Genomic DNA, 15,671 nt, shown 5'->3' with positions numbered 1-15,671 from the left:
TGGCCACAAGCCGGCAACGGCGCCTGGGAGGTGCGGTGATGCGCGTGCTGTTCAGCGGCCGGGCGAAGCACGACCAGCTCAGCGACGCCCTCACCCTGTTGACGGGTTGGACCCGCGAGGGTGAGCAGATCCGACGGACCCTGGCGATCGACGACACGCAGCACGCGGCCCTCACCGAGCGGGTGAAGGTGGTTGCCGACGCGCTGCACCTGCGCCCCGAGATCAGCCGCCGCGCCAACCACACCCACATCCGGGTCGGCCACGGCAACGTCCCGCTCAGCGAGCGCGAGGTCCTGCTGGCGGCGCGCATCGAGGACGCTTACCGCGCCGTCACCCAGCCCTGACGCCCCGGCTCGCGCCCTGACGCTCCGTCGCGGACATCCTGACGCTCCGTCGCGGACGTCCTGGGACAACAAGCCCCGCCGGCCGTCACGCCGGCGGGGCTTGTCGCAGGTCCTCCCTACGCGGCGTCCTGCGGATACCAGCGCAGCTCGACCGAGTTGCCGTCCGGGTCCCGCACGTAGAGCGAGGTGGCGCTGCCGCGCGCGCCGAACCGCCCCACCGGCCCGTCCAGGACCGTGAACACCCCCGCTTCGACGACCCGCTGCCAGTCCAGCGGCTCCACCACCAGGCAGAAGTGGTCCACGTTGGATTCGCCCCGGTCGCGTCGGACGAGGTCGATGATGGTCTCCGGGCTGACCCGTACCGAGGGGAACGGGACCTTGCCGGCCCGCCACCGGTCGACCCGCACCGGGGCGAGACCCAGCACGCCGCAGTAGAAGTCCAGCGCCCGCTCGACGTCGGAGACGTTGAGCACCAGGTGGTCGAAGCCCTTGACCCGTACGGCGCTCGTGTCGCCTCCGGTCGGCGGCGCGGAGGTCGCCCCCGGCGGGGCGTCGGGGCCGGCGGGGCGGTCGGTGACTGTCGTCGTTTCCATGCCCTCACGATCCGCCGACCGGACTCGCCGACCAAGACGCGATCACACTACGATCGTTGATCCGGATTCAACGACGGGACACCCACGTGCTTGAACGCCACGAGCTGGAGACCTTCCTGACGCTCGCCGAGGAGCTGCACTTCGGCCGGACGGCCGAACGACTGCGGGTGACCACCGGGCGGATCAGCCACGTGGTCAAGAAGCTGGAACGCCGCATCGGCGCCCCACTGTTCGCCCGCACCAGCCGGGTCGTGCAGCTCACCCCGATCGGCCGGCAACTCGCCGACGACCTGGCGCCGCTGGTGGCAGGAATGGACGACGCGGTACGCCGGGCCGTCGAGGCGGGACGCGGCGTCACCGGTGTGCTGCGGGTCGCCTTCCTCGGCGAGTGGACCGCGCCGGTGCTGCTCAAGGCCGTCGCCCTGTTCGCCGAACGCCACCCGGACTGCCAGGTCGAGGTGCACGAGGTCCAGCTCTTCAACTCCCGGCCGAGCCTGGTGGACGGCTCGATCGACATCCTGATGGCCGCGTTCCCCTTCGACGGGATGGCCTGCGGGCCGGCGCTGCTGGAGGAGGGGCGGGTGCTCGCGGTGGCCGCGGGGCACCCGTTGACCCGGCGGGAGTCGGTCTCCCTGGAAGTGCTCGGCGACCACCCGGTCGTGCAGTACCCGGCGGTGACCTCGGCGGAGTTCAAGCGCGACCGCACGCCCGAGCACACCCCGTCCGGGCGGCCCGTGCCGAAGGGGCCGGCGGGCAACACCTTCTCGGAGATGCTGACGCTGGTCGCGATGGGGCGGGGTGTGCTGCCCGTCGGCGAGCACACCCGGCGCTACTACCCGCGCCCAGACGTGGCGTACGTGCCGATCCACGACGCGCCGCCGATCCATCGCGGCCTGGTCTGGCGGGAGAGCAACACCACCGCCCGGATCCGGGAGTTCGTCCGGGCCGCGACCGACGCGAACGGACGCTGACCCGCGCGACGGGCCCCGCGCCGGCGGCCGGTCCGACCGGCACGGAGGTGGCCGGCGTCGCGGGCGGCGTCGTCGACTTCACCCACCACTACCTGTTCGGCGACGGCGAGGAACCGCTCAGCTCGGCCACCCTGCGCTTCCGCACCGAGGACGAGCTGCGGGGGTCGCTGCGCGCCGCCGGCTTCGCGGTCGAACGGGTGCACGGCGGGTGGGACGGGGAACCGGTCGGGCGGGGCGACGGCGAGTTCGTCGTCGTCGCACGCCGCAGGTGATCTTTCGGTTGGCGGGCCCGGCCTACCGTGAGGGACATGGCCAACGCGACGTACGACCGCAAGGAGCAGTTCCAGCAGATCCAGAGCGGCCTGCTCCAGGGAGAACAGATCATCGCCGTCTACGACGCCGTCGGCACGGGCACCGGCTTCATCGGCCTGACCGACCGGCGTGTGATCATCCAGGACCGCTCCTTCGTCGGCAAGCGGTACGCCATCACCAGCATCCCGTACTCGAAGATCACGAGCGTCAGCGTGGTCAGCAACAAGTCGTGGGGCGGCTCGTTCTTCTCCACCGGGGCGATCGCGATCCACGTCGGCACCCACACCTACGAGGTGGAGTTCCGTGGCGCCCAGAAGAGCCACCACGTGCACAACGTGATCCTGCACCACATCAGCTGAGCCGGGCGGCGCGCTCCAGCAGGGCCCGGCGCTCCGCCCCGCAGTGCGCGTCGGCGGCCCGCCGGAACAGCGCCGCGGCCCGCTCGCGGTCGCCCTGCCGGGCGGTCAGCTCGGCCTCGGCGGCGACGGCGAGCGGATGACCGTCCAGCGCTCCGCCGGCCCGGGCGGCGGCGAGCAGCGCCAGCCCCGCCGCCGGCCCGTGCGCGTAGCCGTGGGCGACCGCGCGGTTCAGCTCGATCACCGGGGACGGCTGGCGCCGGGCGAGCCGGTCGTACGCCTCGGCGATCGCGCCCCAGTCGGTGGCCTCGACCGACGCCGCGGTGGCGTGGCACGCGGCGATCCGGGCCTGTAGGGCGTACGGGCCGTCCGGCGCCGTCCGGGCGAGCACGGCCAGCCCTTCGGCGATCGCGGCGTCGTCCCAGCGCGACCGGTCCTGCCGGTCGAGGGTGAGCAGGTTGCCGTCGCGGTCGCGGCGGGCCCGCCGGCGCGAGTGCTGGAGCAGGAACAGCGCCAGCAGGGCGGCCACCTCGGGCTCGGCCGGCATCAGCCGGTCCAGCAGCCGGGCCAGGCGGATCGCCTCGTCGGCGAAGGCCGGCTCGCCGTCGGCGTCGTAGCCCCGCGTGAAGAGCAGGTAGAGCACGGCGAGGACGCCGGGGAGCCGCTCGGCGAGCATCGGGCCGGTCGGCACCCGGTAGGGAATGCCGGCGGCGGCGATCTTCGTCCTCGCCCGGGTCAGCCGCCGGGTCATGGTCGACTCGGTCACCAGGAGGGCCCGCGCGATGTCCGCGGTCGGCACCCCGCAGACCGTACGCAGCGTCAGGGCGACCCGCGCCTCCAGCGACAGGGCCGGGTGGCAGCAGGTGAAGACGAGCCGCAGCCGGTCGTCCACGAGTTCCCCCTCCCCCACCGGTCCGGGCGCCGGGCCGGCCGGCGCGAGCAGGGCCAGCTCACGCAGCTTGCGCCGCTCCACCGAGGCGCGCCGCAGCACGTCGACCGCGCGGTTGCGGGCCACCGTCATCAGCCAGCCGCCCGGGTTGGCGGGCACCCCGTCGGCGGGCCACCGCGTCAGCGCGAGCGTCAGCGCGTCCTGGGCGCAGTCCTCGGCCAGGGCCCAGTCGCCGGTCACCCGGATCAGCGACGCGACGATTCCGGCGTACGACTCCCGGCTCGCGGCCGTGACGGCGTCGGCCACCGCGAGCCGGTCGGCGGCGTCAATCACCGCGAGCCGGTCGACGGCGGTGTCGTCAGCGACCGCGAGCCGGTCGGCATCGTCGTCAGCCATCCAGGCTGACGACCGGGCGGAGTTCGAGCCGCCCCTGGCGGGCCATCGGGTGGGCGCGGGCCACCTCGATCGCCTCGTCGAGGTCGGCGCACTCCAGCAGGTCGAAGCCCACGATCACCTCCTTGGTCTCGGCGAACGGACCGTCCGAGACCAGCAGTTCACCGTTGCGGACGCGGACCGTGGTGGCCGCCGTCGTGTCGGCGAGGGCGTCGCCCGTCAGCCGCCGGCCGCGGGCGTCGTTCTCCGCCACCCACGCCTCGATGTCCGGCCAGTCCGCCCGGTCGGTGTCCGGCTCGCCGTCGGTGCAGACGAACATCAGGTACTTCATTGCGCGCTCCTCGGTGTCGGGTTCTCACCAGGGTGACGAACGGGCGGCCCGGTTCCGGACACGTCGCGGTCGAAAGTTTCGCCGGTCCTCCCACGCAGCCTCGCATCCCCGCCCGGACGGTGTCTGGTCGTGCCAGCCGGTTCCTGGTCTCGCTGGCCGGTGTCTGGCCGGGTCAGCCGGGCCGGCCAGCACTCGGTCGTGCCGGACGCCACGCCGAGCGAACCACTTCGCCGCGACAGCCGGGCACCGTGCGGCCGGCACCGCGCCAGGCACCAGCAAGCCACGCAGAGTCGTCACTCATCGTGTTCGCGGCTGCGAACCTCGCACCACCGTCGCAGACGCTTTGCTCTGCACCCACATCCGCACCGGCCACCCTCGGTTACTGGTGCTGATATGGGTGCAGAGCAAAGGGCGCGAGGCGAGTTCCCGGCCAGCTTCGCGACAAATCAGGAATGCGCTGTTCAGGAGGGTGAATCCTCTGGCTGGCGTCCGTACGATCAGTTGGGCGGCATCATGGGACCACGGAGAGTGATTTTCGGGCACCCATCGCGCTGATGTCACGCAGGGTCACAACCCGGGACGGTGACGGGATGACCGACGCTTCCTCCGCAGAGCCGGAGAACGACCACCAGGCCGGCTACGACGAGGGGGCCGGCCAACCCCCGACCCGCCATGACCGAACTTGAACTCGTGATCCCTGCTCGTCATGCCGTTGGTCAGGAACATTCGCCTCCGCGCAGCCGCTCCGCCGGCGTCAAGCCGCACGACGCCAGAACTGCCGGGGAGCGAAACCCTCACGCCGCAGCCAGTGTTCGGTGTAGACGATGCGTTCCGCCTCGATCACCACGAGCGTGTCGCGGGGCGGCTCGGCGAGCGACCCGCCGCGCTCGACGTGCTCGTTCTCCCAGCGGAACGCCGACCAGTAGTGCGCCCGCTCCGGGTCGTCCGGCCCGAGCACCCGGGCCGTGCCGAACAGTTGCGCGCCACGGCTGCTGGCCAGCCCGACCAGCGGGGCGAAGACGCCGACCGACACCCGCGGATCGGCGGCGACGTTGCGCATCTTCGGCGACCCCGGCGCGGCGGTGAACAGCACCGCGAACCCCAGCGGGTGGTACCGCACCGGCGTGGCGAGCGGCCCGTCCGGGCCGGCGGTGGCGAGCACGCACATGTTCTGCGACGACAGCAGGTTGAGGATGCGCTCCTCCAGCCGTTCGCGGGGCAGGCGGCCGGTGGGCCTGGGCCCGGCCAGCCACGGGTTGGTCGACGGCATCGTCACTCCTCACTGCTGGTCGAGCAGGAATGGCACGTCCGGGCAGCGCAGGCACACGAAGACGCGCAGTGCGCCGTGCCGGCCCACGACCACGCCGGTCGGCTCGTAGGCGTCGAGGTCCGGCGCGCCGTCGGCCCGCGTCGGCTGCCACCGCCCCGCCCCGCGCTCGGAGGAGTCGACGACGAGGGTCAGCGTGGTGGGGCCGGCGCAGCGCGGGCACGGCGTCGGGCACAGGTCCGTGAGGCTCCAGTCCGCGTAGCCGCCGACCTTCCAGCCGGGCGCCAGGAAGGTGCCGACGTAGTCCTCGTCCTCCGCCGCCAGCGCTCGCAGGTCCGCCGGCAACTCCTCGGGGTGCGGGTACTCGACGACCTGCTCCGGGTGCAGCCGGCACGGCCGTGGCACGTACCGGTCGACGCCGACCTCGCCGCGCGGCGGCTCGGCGAGCAAGTCGGTCAGCTCCGCCTCCCGCCGCCAGCGCAGCCGCACCGTCGGCCCCCACGGGCCCTCCGAGTGCTCGAACGGGCACCACAGCACCTGCAGCAGGTCCGCTCCGCCGGGGCGGGGCAGGTCGGGAACGTCGGACGCGCGCAGCTGCGCCAGCGCGACCATCGGATTCGGCACGGGGTGCGGTCGCGGCACGTACCGGAAGCCGACGACCGGCCCGCCGTCGCGCGAGCCCCAGCCGACGAAACCCGGGCCGACCAGGGCGGCGATCTCCTCGTGCAGCTCGACCTCACCCTCGGCCAGGACGTGCGGCTGTCGGCGCCCGCGCTCCGCCGCCCGCATCCGGTTCACCAGCTCGACCGGGATCGGCACCTCCTCCCGCACCATGTGCGGAGTGCCGCAGGTGGGCCAGGGCTCGTCGGCCGGCCAGAGCAGTGGCCCGCCAACGTGACTGTCGGCGGCCGTGACCGCCCCGGGACGCGGGTGCAGCCGGGTGGCCGTCCGGCCGAGCTGCTCCAGGTCGGGGTAGGCGGCGAACGCGTCCGGCGGGAGGGGCGGGGTGATCATGGCGAGATCGTAGGCGGTCGACGGCTCCCCGGTCAGACGGCGCCGTCGGCCGCCCTGCTCCCGCCCCTGTTCCCGGGCCTTGTGACGGGGAGCGCCGGATCCGCGCGGCGCGTCGGGGAGAGCCATGGGGCGCAGCGTGGCCCGGGGTCCGTGCCCAGCCCGCGGGTCGGCCGCCGCCGGTCGGGGCCCGCCAGGTCCTCGACCGGTCGACTCGGCGGGACCGGCGGCCCCCGCGACGGTGGCGCCGAGGCCGCACCCTGCGGCGCATGAAGACGGCGTTGGTGATCATCGGGATCGTCGTGGTGCTCGCCGCGCTGGCGTTCGCCGTCGTGGGTCGGCGGGACCGACGGCGGCGGTCCTCCCCTGAGGACTCCGCCGCCGCGCGCGACGCGGCCGCCACGCAGGAGCGGTACGCGGCGGAGCGCCACGGCGTCCAGGGGGAGGTGTGGCGGCACGGTCAGATGGGCGGTGGCTGAGCCGGCCCGGGCACCCGGGGCTCGGTGGCGGCCCGCCTCCTGCCCAGCCGCCATCCCGCCGCCGTCCACGACGCCCCCCAGAGCAGGAAGAACGGCGACCACAGCAGCAGGTCCCACCACGCGAGTTCGCGGGCCAGCGCGGCGTGTTCGGCCGGTGGCGGGCGCACCCCCGTCAACAGCAGCGTGTCGCCGACGAAGCCGAACCCGAGCAGCCCGACCGACCGCGAGATCATGAAGACTCCCAGCGTCCACGCGACCACGAGCAGGAGACGGCGCGGCAGGGCGGCCTGCCACGGGCGCAGGGTGGCCAGCGCGACCACGACGCCGACCACCGCGGCGGTGGCCAGCACCCAGTGGCTCGCCACGAACATCGGATCCCGGGCGAGCAACCGCTCCCGCAGTTCCGGCGGGAGCGGGTCCTTGTCGGCCAGCGCGTTGGCGCCGAGCGCCTGCGCGAGCTTCATCGACCCGTAGGCCGTGGCGCACGCCGCCGCCCCGTACGCGCCCCATCGGGCGCGGTCAGGCCGGGGCACGTCTCGTCGACTTCGCGTAGGACCGGATCGTCTCCAGGAGCAGCCCGATCGCGACGAGCCCGACGAGCCCGTGGTACCACTGCCAGCCCACACCGATGCCGACGAACCCGTCCACCGCCATGATCAGAGCGCCGGAGCCGCCGGCCAGCAGCATGCCGACGAGCACCAGCAGCATCAGAGGGCGCGGCACCCTGCGCCCCGGCCTCGTGACGGTGGCGACGGCGAGGCAGGCGGCCAGCAGCCCGGACGCGGCCGCCGACCACTGCGCGGTGGCCACGTCCATCACGTCGCGGGCGTAGCTCTCGTGCTCGGCGGCCGACACGACCGGACCGCCCGGGAATCCGAGCCGGGACTCCGCGGCGAAGACGGCCTTTCCCACCGCATACGCGAGGAACAGCGCCGCCACCCCGTACGCCGGCCATCTCCGGCCGCGAACATGATCGTCCATACCTGCGACCGTAGCCACGGCCGACGGGGGTTCCACTCCCGTGCCGGGGGGATCCGTCTCCCCCGCTGGAGGGACCAGCCGAGAGGCGCCCCGACGCGACGCGGGAGCACCGGGCCGGGTCTGCCGTCGCCCGCCGTACGCCTAGGATCCGCTCATGGGATCGAGCCTCGTCGCCGTCGGCGGACTGCTCTGCGGCGTTGTCGGTTGCCTGGGCGTCTGCGCCGCCGTGGCGGTCTGGGCGGTGAACTCCTCGAAGCGGAGGTGACCGTCGTCGGACCGGCTGGGCGGGGGCGACCCGGCGTCGGCCGGGCTGAGCCGCGTTCGGCCCGTCAGCCCTGGCGGTCGCGGGGCCGCAGCCCGCGCAGTGCCGTGTCCACCACCTGGTCGGCGTACTCGGGAGTCAGCGGCGCGGTGCGCTGGAGCCACCGGTTGAGCACCGGCCCGAACAACAGGTCGACGGCCACGTCGAGGTCGACGTCCCCGGCCAGTTGGCCCGCCCGCTGGGCGGCGCGCAGGCGCTCCTTCTTGATCTCCCGCATGGGCCCGTCCAGCCGCTCCGCGTAGTCGGCGGCCAGCGCGGGGTCATGGACGATCTCGGTGTGCAGGGCGCGCATGGGCTGGTCGTAGCGCGGCTCGTTCAGCTCGGCGACGGTGGCCCGCAGGACCAGTTTCAGGTCGGCCGCCAGGTCGCCGGTGTCGGGCAGGGCGGCGCTCTGCCCGTCCTGCCCGTCCGTGGCGAACGTGAGGAGGGCGTCGAACAGCAGCGCGCCCTTCGACGGCCACCAGCGGTAGATGGTCTGCTTGCCGACGCCGGCGGCGGCGGCGATGCCCTCGATGCTGAGCTTCGCGTAGCCCAGCTCGCCGACGAGGTCGAGGGCGGCGGTGAGGATGGCCCTCCGCGCCGCTTCGCTGCGGCGGCTGGAGTCCGGGGCGGTCTTCTGCTTGGGCACGGAGCCAATCTAGCAAAGAGACGAGACGGTCCGTCTTGACAGTCGCGCCGGGGCGGGTAGAGTCACCGACATCAGCAAGACGAGACGGTCCGTCTCGCTAATGGGGAGGAACCCTGATGGAAGCCTCAGCCACCGCCACGTCCCGGGTCTGGTTGATCACCGGAGCGAGTCGTGGCCTTGGCCGCGCGTTCACCGAGGCCGCGCTCGCCGCCGGTGACCGTGTGGTCGGCGCGGCCCGCGACGTCTCGCCGCTCGACGACCTCGCCGCCCGGCATCCCGGCCGGCTGCTGGCGCTGCGCCTCGACGTCACCGACCGCGCGGCGGTCTTCGACGTCACCGCCCGGGCGGTCCAGCACTTCGGCCGGCTCGACATCGTCGTGAACAACGCGGGCGCGCTGTATGCCGGGATGGTGGAGGAGTTCACCGAGGCCGAGGCCCGCGCCCAGTTGGACCTCAACTTCTTCGGCGCGCTCTGGGTCAGCCAGGCCGTCCTGCCGCACCTGCGGGCCCAGGGCAGCGGGCACCTCGTGCAGATCTCCAGCATCGGCGCGCTCGGCGGGTTCCCCAGCACGGGGCTCTACAGCGCGAGCAAGTTCGCCCTGGAGGGCATGAGCGAGGCGCTGGCCGCCGAGGCCGCCCGCTTCGGCGTCAAGGTCACCATCGTCCAGCCGGGCGGCTACTGGACGGACCTCTACACCAGCAGCAGGGCGACCACCCCGAACCCGGCCTACGACGCCCTGCGCGAGGAACTGGCCAGGCAGTGGGCGGAGGGGTCGGTCGACAGCGAGCCGCGGCTGGCCGCCGAGGCCGTGATGAAGCTGGTCGCCAGCGACGACCCGCCCCTGCGGCTCCTGCTGGGCAGCATGGTCTACGACGTCGCCTTCGACATCTCGAAGCGGCGCATGGAGACCTGGGCGGCCTGGGAAGAGGTGAGCCGCGCCGCCGAGAAGGCGATCCCGGCGCCGGGAGCGGCCTGACCTGAGCGGGACCACGGCCCTCTCGCCGGGGACGAGGAGGAAGGGGGTCAGCCTGCCGTCGTCCCGCCGGGCGCGTCGTGCCGCACACCGTCGCCAGGTGCGCGCGCTCAGGCGCTGAAGCGGGACCCCTGGCCGCGTTCGTCCGCCGAGGGCACCGCTGCTGCACGCCTGCTCACGAGGCTTTCAGGGCTTCGGTGTCACACCGGTCAGGCATGGTGGCGGCTACCGATCAAGGCCGGTGCGACATCGGCCTCGCGCACCTGGGGGGAAGACGTGGCGGTCACCGCCGATGATCTCGATGCGGCATTGTCCAGCGTTGTCGCCAGCCTACGACCAGCGACCGGGCTGGACTGGTCCACGCGGGCGGGCAGCCTGGAGTGGGACTGCTGGCACACCGCCGAACACATCGGTGACTGCCTGATGTCGTTCGCGGGCCAGCTGGTGGCCCGGCCGGAGGGGCGGTTCACGCGCTTCATGGCAGTCGCCGACAAGGACGCTTCCCCGGCGGAGGTACTGGAGTTCGCCGAGGCGGGTGGCCGCATCCTGGCAGCCACGGTGCGCACGTCCGGAGCGGATGTCCGGGCCTACCACCCGGCGGGTCAAGCTGATCCGGAGGGCTTCGCCGCCATGGGGTGCGTGGAGACGTTGCTGCACGGGGACGACATCGCCCAGGGCCTGGGTCTTGCCATCGACCCCCCGCGTGAGGTGTGCGCTCGCGTACTCGCCCGACTGTTTCCTGAGGCGGCGCGGGAACTGGCCACCGTCGACCCGTGGGCGGCACTGCGGTGGTCCACCGGCCGGATCGAGCTGCCGGGACGCCCACAGCTCGGGGAATGGCGCTGGCGGGGTGCTCCGCTGGGCGAATGAGCCCCTGGTGTCGTGACCACAGACGGCGGCGGGTCTGGTGACACGCGGTGCCGGGCCCGCTCCGCGGACCCGGCACCGGTCGAGGCTATGCGGGTGGCAGAACCCGTGCGGGCACGCCGATTGAGTGATCAAGAAGGTCAGGACTCGCAACGTCTGGTTCTCGGGACGAGATCGGCGGTCCGTCTGTGTCGAACGCTGGTCGTGCTCGCCTCGGCTGGAGGGAACACCGTGCCGGTGATCGCCCGCCTGGCCCTGACCGACGAGGACTCCGTCCGGCAGGTCATTCACCGGTTCAACCAGATGGGGACGCCCAGCCTGGCCCCTCAGTGAGCATGGGGCGAGCGTTACCGGTGGGCCGGTCCGTTGGGGCCGGCGATCGCTCCGAGTTGGGCAAGGCCGTCCAAGACGTCGGTGCAGGTCCAGTACTCGACGAACTTGCCGCCGGACACGCGCAGGATGTCGTGGCCACTGAACGCAATCTTGGTGCCGATCGGCGCGGTCGCCTGCGGAAGGCCTCCCGCGTAGGTGGCGTGCATGGTCCACCGCGCGGAGACCAGGTCGTCCTGGACGATCGGTCCGACGTCGACGGTGATGGTGACGTCGCCGAACGCTGCCATCGTCTGCTCGATCTCGGGGAGCAGCCGTGCGGGGCCGGTCGTCGCTTCGGAGTCGGTGCCGTCCGGCCGTGCCTGGTGCACGACGAAGTCGCGGTCGAGGATCTCGTTGGCGTGGCTGAAGTCGCCGCGCCACATCTCGGCCCAGCGGCCGTAGAGGTCGCGGAGCTGGGCGTCGGATGGGGGTCTCACAATGATCTCCTGTCAACAGATACGATATCTGCGTCACGCGATATCTGCGTGACGCAGATATCGTAGGAAGGGGAGCTGAGCCGTGTCAAACCAGAGCCGCGCGGAACTCCTATCGGCCGTCACCACGGCCGCCCGGCGGCACCATGCCGCCTACACCCTCTTCAACCAGACCCTCGCCGACCGACTCGGGCTGCACCCGACGGACCTGCAGTGCATAAGCCTGCTCGGCCTCGAATCCGAACCGCTCACCACCGGCGAGATCGCGAAGTTGACCGGCCTGACCTCGGGATCGGCCACCCGGCTGGTTGATCGGCTGGAGCGGGCCCGCCTCGTCGAGAGAAGACCGGACCCACAGGACCGCAGGAAGGCGCGGGTCTCGCTGACCACACAGCGCAACGCAGAACTGCAAGCGGCATGGGACGTGCCCGGCCACGCCTTCGTCCAAGCGCTCGAAGACTTCACCGACGAGGAACTCGCGGTGATCGAGCGATACCTGCAGCGCACCACCGAGGTCGGCAGTCAGCAGACAGAGCGGCTGCGTACGCGGTAGCTCAAGAGACAGCGAAGCATCGAGGGCGCACCGAACGCCACCAACGCTGTCGAGTCGTTGAACGCCCGCTACCGCCGGGCGACCCACGCCCGCCGGGCGGGCATCTCCGAACAACCCGCCTATACCTTGTGACCCGCAGGGTGGACCCGACAGGGACCGGCCGCACCCGGCTGGCGCGATCAGTGTCAGCAAGCACCTGGGCGCCTTGAGCACTGACGCGGGCTTCGACGTGCTGCGTTACGGGCGGTGACGTTCAGCCGGTTGCCAAGACGGGTTCACCACCTGGTACATGGCGTGATCCTGCCACCGGCCGGCGATGTTGAGGTACTCCGGCGCCATGCCGAACCGCACGAACCCGTTGCGTTCCAACACCCGTTGCGATCTGACGTTGTGCAGCAGGGTCTCTGCCTGCACCCGATGCAACCCCAACTCCTCGAAGGCCACCCGCACGATCTCGCGCACCGCCTTCTTCGCGAACCCTCGGCCATTGTGGCTGGCGCTCACCCAGTAGCCCATGGCGCATGACTGGAAGGGGCCGCGCACGATGCCGTTGAGCGTGATGCGGCCGATCACGCGACCGGAGTCGTCGAGGATGACGTGGGGCAACTTCGATCCCTGCTCGTGCTGCTGGAGATCGGCTTCGATGACGGCGTGCTGGCCGTGTGCGGTGAAGTAGTCCTCACTCCGGATCGGGTCCCACGGCGCGAGAAACTCGCGGTTGACGCAAAGCAACTCGTCCAGGGCCGACGCATCCTCCGAGGTGATGAGTCGGGTGATCTGCACCCGCCCATCGTCCCAGGCGGGCATGTCCCCTTCCGCCAGGCTGGACCGGAAGCGCGGGCACGCCACGATCGTCCTGGCCGGACGCGTCACCCACGTCCCGAGACCGATCTGTCACGCAGGTCATGAGACCCGACATCGCCGGCAGCCGCTGTCGTACTCCGGTTGACCCATGACAACTCGACTTCACATGATGGGCAACATGATCAGCTGGCGTCGGCGTATGCCGGGCTTCGGTGTCCCAGCCGCGCAACGCGACACGTGTCGACGCTTCACGGTCGAGCCAGTTCCGCCCAGACAGCGAACGATGGTCGGCCTCGCGCTGTCGCGCCCACGCCACATGGAGCCGCTCAACGCCCTGCGGCACCCGACCGCCGGCAACGGCAACGGCTGGTTCGTGTGGCGGGGCCCTGCGATTCCCCAGGAAGACGACAACTTCTGCACCCTTGCACGTCGAGCACCTGGACGAACACGCCCCGGAGCTTGGGCCGTATCTCGCCCTTCACCAGGTTGGGGCGTGGTACTGGCACCCGGTTACGAGGACGTCTGGTACGACGAGACTCTCCTCAACATCTGACCTCGGCGCGGCCGATGAGGCCCGGGGTTGTGCCCCAGAGCGAGGGCACACCTTCCTGACCTGGGGAAACAGGTCGGATTCAGACGTTGAAGCGGAACTCCACAACGTCGCCGTCCTGCATCACGTACTCCTTGCCCTCGATGCGGACCTTGCCCGCCGCCTTGGCCGCCGCCATCGATCCCGCCGCGACCAGGTCGGCGTAGGAGACCACCTCGGCCTTGATGAAGCCGCGCTGGAAGTCGGAGTGGATCACCCCGGCGGCCTCCGGCGCGGTCGCGCCGACCGGGATGGTCCAGGCCCGCGCCTCCTTGGGGCCGGCGGTGAGGTACGTCTGGAGCCCGAGCGTGCGGAAGCCGACCCGGACGAGCTGGTCGAGGCCAGGCTCCTGCTGGCCGATCGACTCCAGCAGCTCGCGGGCCTCCTCCTCGGGCAGGTCCACCAGCTCGGACTCGATCTTGGCGTCCATGAAGACGGCCTCGGCGGGGGCGACCAGGGCGCGCAGTTCGTCGAGGAACTCGGCGTTGCCCAGCTCGGCCTCGTCGACGTTGAAGACGTAGAGGAAGGGCTTCGTGGTGAGCAGGTGCAGCTCACGCAGGTGCTCCAGCTCGATGCCCGCGTCCTTGGCGCCCGCGTAGAGGGTGACGCCGGTGTCGAGCAGCTCGACGGCCTGCTTGGCGGCGGTCACCGCGGCGGCCCGGTCCTTGCGGAGCTTGGCCTCCTTCTCCAGCCGCGGCACCGCCTTCTCCAGCGTCTGGAGGTCGGCGAGGATCAGCTCGGTGTTGATCGTCTCGATGTCGTCGGCCGGGGAGACCTTGCCGTCGACGTGCACCACGTTCGGGTCGGAGAAGGCCCGGACGACCTGGCAGATCGCCGAGGCGTCACGGATGTTCGCCAGGAACGCGTTGCCCCGGCCCTGCCCCTTGGAGGCGCCGCGCACCAGGCCGGCGATGTCGACGAACGACACGGGGGCGGGCAGCACCTTCTGCGAGCTGAAGATCTCGGCGAGCTTGTGCAGCCGCTCGTCCGGCAACCCGACGACGCCGACGTTGGGCTCGATGGTGGCGAACGGGTAGTTCGCCGCGAGCACGTCGTTCTTGGTCAGCGCGTTGAACAGGGTGCTCTTGCCGACGTTGGGCAGGCCGACGATGCCGATGGTGAGACTCACGACGAGCCAGCTTACGCCGGTGCCCCACGCCCCCGACGAGGCAGGCCGGTGCACCGGGCCGGCGCCCGACCGATCCTGGTACGAGACGGCCCCGCGAGGGGCGCTCCCGTACCAGGATCGGCCCGCGGGACCGGCCCGGTCAGGGGGTGCGCTCAGCCGAGCAGGCGCGGCGCGATCGGGGTCTCCCGCACGTTGCCGTCCGGGCCGCGGCTGACCTCGTACGCCGAGACACCCTCGCGGTCCGCGACCGCCTCGACCAGCCGGTCGCCCCGGTAGAGCAGGCCGGTGCCGTCGTCGGTGCAGTGCGCGGTCGGCAGCGTGCCGTCGCCGACCAGCCGGTGCATCAGCGGCCGGCGCTGGTCCTCGCTGTCGTAGTGCACGCCGTTGCCGTACGGCAGCCAGCCGAGCCCGTCTGTGAAGCCGCGCAGGGTGGTGCCGAAGCTGTCGGTGGCGCCGCCGGCGTGCCAGCAGATCGAGCCGGCGGAGACCCCGCCGAGCACGACGCCGGCCTCCCAGCACTCCCGCAGGATCTCGCCGAGGCCGTGCACCCGCCACACCGCGCAGAGGTTGGCGACGCTGCCGCCGCCCACCCAGACGACGTCCTGCGCGAGCAGGTGGGCGCGGACGTCGTCGACGTTCGGCATCGGGAAGAGCGCCAGGTGCGTCATCCGGAACCGGCTGCCGGCGAACGCCTCGTAGACCCAGGCCAGCGTGGTCGGCTGGTCCCCCTCGGCCTGGTTGAGGAAGCAGATCCTCGGCTCGGGCCCCGCCCCGGCCAGCTCGGCGGCGAGGTCGAAGACGGGGTTGACCCGACGGGCCTCGCCGGCGCGGCGCGGCGCGTGGATGCCCATGCTGGTGGCGAGGATGGTCGGTTCGCTGGCGGGCACGGTCGTCCTTCCGTCGGTGTCGGCGCTGCCCATCCTGCCGGGCGAACGGCCGGCCACGAGGGCGGGGCCGCCACGCCGCCGGTCGGTCACCGGGAGCCGGGCCGCCGAGCGCGGCAGCCAGTCACCGGGAGCCGGACCGCCGAGCGCGGCAGCCGGTCACCGGCAGCCGGTCACGGCAGCCGGGC

The 15,671-nt window shown here is 72.2% G+C and carries 22 protein-coding genes and 1 pseudogene; 11 read left to right on the top strand and 12 right to left on the bottom strand.

Features of this window, described 5'->3' with window-relative positions; genetic code table 11:
* Positions 1-38: 38 nt before the first annotated feature.
* On the top strand, positions 39-344 hold the full coding sequence (locus GA0070606_RS20625) for a 4a-hydroxytetrahydrobiopterin dehydratase (protein ID WP_091103077.1): 306 nt from the start codon (positions 39-41) through the stop codon (positions 342-344).
* Positions 345-460: 116 nt separating this feature from the next.
* Here the strand turns inward: GA0070606_RS20625 and GA0070606_RS20620 are convergent, their stop codons facing one another.
* Complete coding sequence (locus GA0070606_RS20620; RefSeq protein WP_091103074.1) at positions 461-937, bottom strand: VOC family protein; 477 nt, start codon at positions 935-937, stop codon at positions 461-463.
* A gap of 86 nt (positions 938-1,023) precedes the next feature.
* Between GA0070606_RS20620 and GA0070606_RS20615 the strand changes: the two genes are divergently transcribed.
* The 3 genes from GA0070606_RS20615 to GA0070606_RS20605 are packed head-to-tail and all read left to right on the top strand — an operon-like array spanning position 1,024 to position 2,579.
* Entirely contained in the window at positions 1,024-1,908 is an 885-nt protein-coding gene (locus tag GA0070606_RS20615) for a LysR family transcriptional regulator (RefSeq protein ID WP_091103072.1), read from the top strand.
* A 47-nt stretch (positions 1,909-1,955) separates the two neighbouring features.
* Positions 1,956-2,180, top strand: coding sequence for a hypothetical protein (locus GA0070606_RS20610; RefSeq protein WP_091103069.1), 225 nt, complete (start codon positions 1,956-1,958; stop codon positions 2,178-2,180).
* Between the two features lie 36 nt (positions 2,181-2,216).
* Complete coding sequence (locus tag GA0070606_RS20605) at positions 2,217-2,579, top strand: PH domain-containing protein (protein ID WP_091103067.1); 363 nt, start codon at positions 2,217-2,219, stop codon at positions 2,577-2,579.
* Here GA0070606_RS20605 and GA0070606_RS20600 read toward each other — a convergent pair.
* The 4 genes from GA0070606_RS20600 to GA0070606_RS20585 form a co-directional block, all read right to left on the bottom strand.
* Entirely contained in the window at positions 2,572-3,861 is a 1,290-nt protein-coding gene (locus GA0070606_RS20600; protein ID WP_091103065.1) for an RNA polymerase sigma factor, read from the bottom strand. The two genes, GA0070606_RS20605 and GA0070606_RS20600, sit on opposite strands and share 8 nt — an antisense overlap.
* Positions 3,854-4,189 carry a YciI family protein gene (locus GA0070606_RS20595; protein WP_091103063.1) on the bottom strand — a complete coding sequence of 112 codons (336 nt, stop codon included), beginning with the start codon at positions 4,187-4,189 and terminating at the stop codon, positions 3,854-3,856. Before GA0070606_RS20595 ends, GA0070606_RS20600 begins: the two co-directional genes overlap by 8 nt.
* A gap of 754 nt (positions 4,190-4,943) precedes the next feature.
* Positions 4,944-5,459, bottom strand: coding sequence for a pyridoxamine 5'-phosphate oxidase family protein (locus GA0070606_RS20590; RefSeq protein ID WP_091103061.1), 516 nt, complete (start codon positions 5,457-5,459; stop codon positions 4,944-4,946).
* A 9-nt stretch (positions 5,460-5,468) separates the two neighbouring features.
* Entirely contained in the window at positions 5,469-6,470 is a 1,002-nt protein-coding gene (locus tag GA0070606_RS20585) for a hypothetical protein (RefSeq protein WP_091103059.1), read from the bottom strand.
* A gap of 266 nt (positions 6,471-6,736) precedes the next feature.
* On the opposite strand from GA0070606_RS20585, the gene GA0070606_RS20580 reads away from it, so the two are divergent.
* Positions 6,737-6,946, top strand: coding sequence for a hypothetical protein (locus GA0070606_RS20580; protein WP_091103056.1), 210 nt, complete (start codon positions 6,737-6,739; stop codon positions 6,944-6,946).
* Here GA0070606_RS20580 and GA0070606_RS20575 read toward each other — a convergent pair.
* The 3 genes from GA0070606_RS20575 to GA0070606_RS20565 all read right to left on the bottom strand — a co-directional run bounded on the left by GA0070606_RS20575 (position 6,928) and on the right by GA0070606_RS20565 (position 8,877).
* Positions 6,928-7,410: a DUF3995 domain-containing protein gene (locus GA0070606_RS20575; protein ID WP_091107952.1), complete on the bottom strand. Its 483-nt coding sequence runs from the start codon at positions 7,408-7,410 to the stop codon at positions 6,928-6,930. The two genes, GA0070606_RS20580 and GA0070606_RS20575, sit on opposite strands and share 19 nt — an antisense overlap.
* Positions 7,411-7,465: 55 nt before the next feature.
* A complete protein-coding gene (locus GA0070606_RS20570) occupies positions 7,466-7,927 on the bottom strand; it encodes a hypothetical protein (protein ID WP_091103054.1) in 462 nt (153 codons plus the stop codon).
* A 329-nt stretch (positions 7,928-8,256) separates the two neighbouring features.
* Positions 8,257-8,877: a TetR/AcrR family transcriptional regulator gene (locus GA0070606_RS20565; protein ID WP_091103052.1), complete on the bottom strand. Its 621-nt coding sequence runs from the start codon at positions 8,875-8,877 to the stop codon at positions 8,257-8,259.
* A 116-nt stretch (positions 8,878-8,993) separates the two neighbouring features.
* On the opposite strand from GA0070606_RS20565, the gene GA0070606_RS20560 reads away from it, so the two are divergent.
* The 3 genes from GA0070606_RS20560 to GA0070606_RS20550 all read left to right on the top strand — a co-directional run bounded on the left by GA0070606_RS20560 (position 8,994) and on the right by GA0070606_RS20550 (position 11,051).
* Positions 8,994-9,854, top strand: a complete 861-nt coding sequence (locus GA0070606_RS20560; protein ID WP_091103049.1) for an SDR family oxidoreductase — start codon at positions 8,994-8,996, stop codon at positions 9,852-9,854.
* 273 nt (positions 9,855-10,127) lie between these two features.
* Positions 10,128-10,721 carry a maleylpyruvate isomerase mycothiol-dependent enzyme family protein gene (locus GA0070606_RS20555; RefSeq protein ID WP_091103046.1) on the top strand — a complete coding sequence of 198 codons (594 nt, stop codon included), beginning with the start codon at positions 10,128-10,130 and terminating at the stop codon, positions 10,719-10,721.
* Positions 10,722-10,814: 93 nt separating this feature from the next.
* Positions 10,815-11,051, top strand: coding sequence for a COG3415 family protein (locus tag GA0070606_RS20550; RefSeq protein ID WP_342672170.1), 237 nt, complete (start codon positions 10,815-10,817; stop codon positions 11,049-11,051).
* Between the two features lie 14 nt (positions 11,052-11,065).
* Here the strand turns inward: GA0070606_RS20550 and GA0070606_RS20545 are convergent, their stop codons facing one another.
* Entirely contained in the window at positions 11,066-11,527 is a 462-nt protein-coding gene (locus tag GA0070606_RS20545; RefSeq protein WP_218106034.1) for an ester cyclase, read from the bottom strand.
* A gap of 82 nt (positions 11,528-11,609) precedes the next feature.
* Between GA0070606_RS20545 and GA0070606_RS20540 the strand changes: the two genes are divergently transcribed.
* Positions 11,610-12,077, top strand: coding sequence for a MarR family winged helix-turn-helix transcriptional regulator (locus GA0070606_RS20540; RefSeq protein ID WP_091103041.1), 468 nt, complete (start codon positions 11,610-11,612; stop codon positions 12,075-12,077).
* 30 nt (positions 12,078-12,107) lie between these two features.
* Positions 12,108-12,253: pseudogene (locus GA0070606_RS33415) on the top strand (IS256 family transposase); the annotation flags it as partial.
* A 61-nt stretch (positions 12,254-12,314) separates the two neighbouring features.
* Here GA0070606_RS33415 and GA0070606_RS20535 read toward each other — a convergent pair.
* Entirely contained in the window at positions 12,315-12,860 is a 546-nt protein-coding gene (locus GA0070606_RS20535) for a GNAT family N-acetyltransferase (protein WP_091107948.1), read from the bottom strand.
* 169 nt (positions 12,861-13,029) lie between these two features.
* Here GA0070606_RS20535 and GA0070606_RS34045 point away from each other — a divergent pair, with 169 nt between their 5' ends.
* Entirely contained in the window at positions 13,030-13,434 is a 405-nt protein-coding gene (locus tag GA0070606_RS34045; protein WP_425413063.1) for an immunity protein Imm33 domain-containing protein, read from the top strand.
* Between the two features lie 79 nt (positions 13,435-13,513).
* On the opposite strand, the gene ychF is transcribed toward GA0070606_RS34045, so the two are convergent.
* Together ychF and GA0070606_RS20520 are read right to left on the bottom strand one after the other, a co-directional pair.
* On the bottom strand, positions 13,514-14,599 hold the full coding sequence (gene ychF, locus GA0070606_RS20525) for a redox-regulated ATPase YchF (RefSeq protein WP_091107946.1): 1,086 nt from the start codon (positions 14,597-14,599) through the stop codon (positions 13,514-13,516).
* Between the two features lie 152 nt (positions 14,600-14,751).
* Positions 14,752-15,519: a Type 1 glutamine amidotransferase-like domain-containing protein gene (locus GA0070606_RS20520; RefSeq protein WP_176737375.1), complete on the bottom strand. Its 768-nt coding sequence runs from the start codon at positions 15,517-15,519 to the stop codon at positions 14,752-14,754.
* Positions 15,520-15,671 lie beyond the last annotated feature (152 nt).

Source organism: Micromonospora citrea (assembly GCF_900090315.1).
Taxonomy (GTDB): Bacteria; Actinomycetota; Actinomycetes; order Mycobacteriales; family Micromonosporaceae; genus Micromonospora; species Micromonospora citrea.
The sequence above is the reverse complement of the archived record's forward strand: the minus strand, read 5'-3'. Positions and strand labels throughout refer to the sequence as shown.